This is a genomic window from Tardiphaga sp. (assembly GCF_028290495.1).
Classification (GTDB): Bacteria; Pseudomonadota; Alphaproteobacteria; order Rhizobiales; family Xanthobacteraceae; genus Tardiphaga.
In genome coordinates, this window is sequence record NZ_JAQGJT010000022.1 from 1 (window position 1) to 3,611 (window position 3,611).

At 59.8% G+C, this 3,611-nt stretch carries 5 protein-coding genes; 2 read left to right on the top strand and 3 right to left on the bottom strand.

All coding sequences use genetic code 11. The features are described from left to right. The first annotated feature begins 30 nt into the window (after positions 1–30). Complete coding sequence (locus JWQ24_RS03710; RefSeq protein WP_299804501.1) at positions 31–258, top strand: hypothetical protein; 228 nt, start codon at positions 31–33, stop codon at positions 256–258. Between the two features lie 46 nt (positions 259–304). Here the strand turns inward: JWQ24_RS03710 and JWQ24_RS03715 are convergent, their stop codons facing one another. Beyond that, positions 305–1,561, bottom strand: coding sequence for an amino acid ABC transporter substrate-binding protein (locus JWQ24_RS03715; protein ID WP_299804504.1), 1,257 nt, complete (start codon positions 1,559–1,561; stop codon positions 305–307). A gap of 217 nt (positions 1,562–1,778) precedes the next feature. Continuing rightward, entirely contained in the window at positions 1,779–2,384 is a 606-nt protein-coding gene (locus JWQ24_RS03720) for a hypothetical protein (RefSeq protein WP_299804506.1), read from the bottom strand. Between the two features lie 148 nt (positions 2,385–2,532). Between JWQ24_RS03720 and JWQ24_RS03725 the strand changes: the two genes are divergently transcribed. Continuing rightward, positions 2,533–3,228 (top strand): TetR/AcrR family transcriptional regulator, encoded by a 696-nt coding sequence (locus JWQ24_RS03725; protein ID WP_299804509.1) that lies wholly within the window; start codon positions 2,533–2,535, stop codon positions 3,226–3,228. Positions 3,229–3,414: 186 nt separating this feature from the next. Here the strand turns inward: JWQ24_RS03725 and JWQ24_RS03730 are convergent. Further along, positions 3,415–3,611: hypothetical protein (locus JWQ24_RS03730; protein WP_299804512.1), on the bottom strand; the 197-nt coding region annotated here is incomplete at its 5' end.

A 3,611-nucleotide genomic window follows, 5' to 3' on the forward strand; every position in this document is an offset into this window, starting at 1 on the left:
TGATCGGGACAACAGCGATGGAGACGGCACATGACGATCGATTTGCAGCCCCAACTCGATTCCCGCGCGGTCGCCGCCTTGCGTGAAGTGCTGGAGATCGCCGTCGAACATATTGCCGTGCAGCACCACAATCTGCGGCGCAGCGCCGCACGCAAGCTAGTGTCAGGCGTTGGCCGCCTGATTTTCCTGCATCAACCACCTGCGACGGGCTGTCGGGGACGACGTTCATGTCGCAACATGAAATACCGGCATCCCTGACTTTTTCTTGCGCTGGCGACGTCGGGGTTCAGCGACCTGAATCCCGTCAGCGTTTGAGCGGCTCGAACGGCGATACCAATTCGCCAGACTTGAACGCCACCGGGTCGAGGATCACCTGCTTGCCGGGCAACTTGAATTGCTCGACGTCACTGCCTTCGATACCGCGATATTGAATCAACAGTACACGCGGATCCGCCCATTCACCGCGATCACCGAATTTGATATCGCCCATGATCGTCGAGAATTTGGTAGCGCGCATGTAGTCGGCTAGCGCCTTGTCATCGAGCGATTTTACAGCGTTGATCGATTGCTCGAGGATCTGCATTTCCGCATAGGCAAACGGCGGCACGTAAATCCCGAGCGGATCGACACCCGCCTGCGCCGCCCTTTCGCGGTACCTTACGAGAAACGGTGCGACGCCGGGAAAATTCATCGTCGGTTCGGGAACGTTGAGGTCATAGGCCACGATGTTGTTCAGCATCGGCCCAAGTTGCTGCTTCAGCGCGGCAAACTGCAAGCCGATCATGCCGCCGCCAACCATCCGCGCGCCAAGTCTCACTTCGTGGATGGCGCGGATCAGGCCGGAAGAATCCGGCGGATAGGAGGCCATAAACAACAGATCGGGATTGGTCGCCTTGATGGCGCGAATGATCGAACCGAAATCCTGCGTATTCGGCGGATAGCTGCGATCATAGACGATCTTGATGCCGGCCTTCTTGGCGTTCTCCCGCGCGCCTTCCAGGCAGACGACGCCGAATTCCGCGTCGGCGCCGACCAGCGCCACGGTCTGCGGTTTAGGGTTTAGCTTCGACGCGAGATCGAAATAGCCGCGCGAGAATTCCGCCTTTGCGTTCGGCCCGTTAGGCTGGAGCTGGAAGTAGCGATCGTACTTGAACTCGTCATTTGCGGCCAAGGCAAACAGCGAGAGAAACACCTTCTTCTTCTGCATGACGACCGGCATCGCCGCCGCGGTCGGCACCGTACCGTAACCGGAGACCACGATATCGACCTTGTCGACATCGATGAGTTTTGAATAGATGCCGGGAACGGTCGACGGATTCGACTGGTCATCGTAGTTGACCAGTTCTACCCTGCGTCCCAGCAGGCCGCCGCGCGCATTGACCTCCTCCGCCCAGATTTGATAGGCGACCAGCGCGGCCTTGCCGCCGCTGGCCAGACCGCCGGTGAGCGCCATTCCGAAACCGATCTTGATCGGGCCGGACTGCGCGCGGGCGGACGTTCCCATTACAGCCAAGGCGCCGCCGGCGAGCGACAAGGTCTGTCGACGAGTAAGCTCTTTCATAGTCCCCTCCCTGTTGGGCTTTGAGCCCGTTATATTTTTTTAAATTGACGACCAGCCCGCGCCATAGCGAGGCTTCAACGAAGTACGCATGCTTCGTCAGCTGCCTTGCGCCGGCAGCCTGACCGGTTCGGCACCGGCCGTACTGACGACGATCGGTGCTATTCCTCATTCCAACAAGACTTCCGGTGCGACGGCGCCCGGCGCCGTGAAACGACGATCAGCCCTCGGGCCAGACCCCCGCGTCCGCCAGCAGCTTCATGGACTGGTCGGTGAATTCCGCGCGTGGTCCATTGCCACCGATAACGAACATCAGAATTGACTCGTGCTCCGGATCGCCTTCGGTGACGTTCTCGAAGCGCCGCGCCACGCCGGGTGGAAACGAAACGACGTCGAATGGCAACGCATCGACGTATTCGACCTCGCCGTTTTCATTTTCCCAGCTGCAGCGCCATTTTCCGGTCATCGGGATGAACGTCTCGCTGGTGTCGTGGTTGTGCATCAGCGGGCCGTTACCCGGCTTCGCCTTGCAGTAGCCGAGGTTGAACCCTTCGGACGTTTTGATGGCAGCCAGCCGCGCTGCATTTTCGCCGACCGGCGAGGTGATCGCGCCGCCCTCGTTGGCCGGCGGCTGGAAGCCCATGACGTTGAACAGGGTCCTGATCGACCCCGGCATCTTGCTGTCCGGCAGACCGCCGTCCGAACCTTTCAGGTCCTTGAAGAAGGCAACCCGCTCCATCATCTTGGCGCGCGGCAAGCCGGATCTTGGCAAGCTTTCCATAGCGTCTCTCCCAGTTTTTCTGACCGTTCCGGCCTTTTTACCCACTGCGGCCAGACCGCAATGACGTGCCCTATTGAGCATATGCTCATTGCATCGTGAGGTTCGGAAACTGTCAAGTGTACTTTTCTTACGAGACGTCCGCGGCTAATCTTCTGCAGCGCGGCATTTCGCAGCCGTTTCCAGAGGGACGTTGATGAAGAAGACTCGCGCAGCACCCGTCACCAGGCCGCGCCAGCGACTGGCCCCCGACGAACGCAAACGACAGATTCTTCACGGTGCCGTACAGTTTTTCGCCAAACAGGGATTCGCTGTTCAGACGCGCGAACTGACGCGCCACCTCGGCATCTCGAACGGACTGCTGTATCGCTACTTCTCAAGCAAGAAGGCGTTGATCGACAAGGTCTATCAGGAGATCTTCCAGGAGCGCTGGAATCCCAAATGGGAGGCGCAGCTGGTCGATCGCTCCGTCGAACTACTTCCGCGACTCGAGCGATTTTACATCGAGTATGCGGCGATGCTGCACACGTTCGAATGGGTTCGGATCTACCTGCATGCGGGTCTGGCCGGGGCCTCTGTCAACAAGCGTTTCGGGCGATCCGTCGCCGAGCGGGTGTACCGCCCGATCATCAATGAACTACGTCATGAGAACGGGCGGCCAGGCCTCGCCCAGAATCCGGCATCGGAAGCGGAGATGGAGATGATGTGGGCGCTGCACGGCAGCATCTTCTACATCGGCATCCGCAAATGGGTGTACCACGTGGATATTCCGAAGGACGTCAACGGTGCCGTCGTGCAGCTCGTCCACGGCCTGCTGGCGAACGCGGCAACGCTGATGGCGAGCAGCCACGCGGACGCCTCCAAGTCGCGGAAGCCCGCAAATCAGGAGTAACCACGGCACGTCCGGACTGCGCACCGTTGGTCAAGCCGGTCCTGCACAGGCCGGGCACGTAGCTGCCGGCTCCATCATTGCCGTGCAGTCGCCGCAATATCACGTTGGCGCCTGTGCAGATTCTTGAGGGGCTGGAGCGGTGTGCGATCGAACATCGCGTCTGCCATCGGTCGCGACATGACAACATCATGAACTCTTCGCTAAAGGCGGCATCACATCAATGTCAGGCGATGTCATCGGCTTTTCATCCCCACGACTCCAATCGGCCTGATTGCTTGGGCATGATCGGGACAACAGCGATGGAGACGGCACATGACGATCGATTTGCAGCCCCAACTCGATTCCCGCGCGGTCGCCGCCTTGCGTGAAGTGCTGGAGATCGC